This is a genomic window from Nocardioides sp., from assembly GCF_024509035.1.
GTDB lineage: Bacteria > Actinomycetota > Actinomycetes > Propionibacteriales > Nocardioidaceae > Nocardioides.
The window spans coordinates 1,205-2,019 of the sequence record NZ_JANINT010000335.1 but is presented as its reverse complement, the minus strand read 5'-3'; the positions used below and the strand labels follow the sequence as shown (position 1 = coordinate 2,019).

Here is an 815-nt window from a genome sequence, read left to right as displayed (position 1 = left end):
TGGGGGGCGGCTGGGAGCTCGCGCTGTCCTGCGACCTGATCTACGCCTCGGAGGCCACGAGGTTCGGGCTCCCCGAGATCAACGCGGGCACGCTCGCCGACGCCGCGACCATCAAGCTGCCGAAGCGGATGCCGTACCACGTCGCGATGGAGCTGTTGCTGACCGGGCGCTGGATGAGTGCCGCGGAGGCGGCCCGCTGGGGCGTCGTCAACGAGGTGCTGCCCGACGAGGCGGCGGTGCGCGCCCGCTCCTGGGAGGTCGCCCGGCTGCTGGCGGCGGGACCGCCGCTGGTCTTCGCCGCGATCAAGGAGACCGTCCGGGTCGCGGAGTCGCTGACGTTCCAGGAGGCGATGGACCTCGTCACCACGAGCGCGCTGCCGACGGTCGCGACGCTCTACGGCTCCGAGGACGAGCAGGAGGGCTTCCGGGCCTTCGCGGAGAAGCGCAAGCCGGTCTGGAAGGGCCGCTGAACAAGGGAGTTCGTCGTGAACCGCAACGTCATGATCACCTGTGCCCTGACCGGTGCCGGCGACACCGTCGGCCGGTCCGAGCACGTGCCGGTCACCCCGGAGCAGATCGCGGAGTCCGGCATCGCCGCGGCCCGCGCCGGGGCCACGATCGTCCACGTCCACGTGCGCGATCCCGAGACCGGCAAGGGATCCCGCGACGTGGCGCTCTACCGGGAGGTGGTCGAGCGGATCCGCGCCTCGGACGTCGACGTCATCGTCAACACCACCGCGGGCATGGGCGGCGACCTGGTGCTCGACCCGCACGACCCCACGACGTTCCTCGACGGCACCGACCTGGTCAGCGGC

Annotated in this window: 2 protein-coding genes; both read left to right on the top strand. The window is 71.9% G+C overall.

Annotation, left to right across the window (positions count from 1 at the left end; genetic code table 11):
* Window positions 1-470: enoyl-CoA hydratase-related protein (locus Q0L15_RS20700; protein ID WP_296606582.1), on the top strand; the 470-nt coding region annotated here is incomplete at its 5' end.
* A gap of 15 nt (window positions 471-485) precedes the next feature.
* Window positions 486-815: 3-keto-5-aminohexanoate cleavage protein (locus Q0L15_RS20695; RefSeq protein WP_296606581.1), on the top strand; the 330-nt coding region annotated here is incomplete at its 3' end.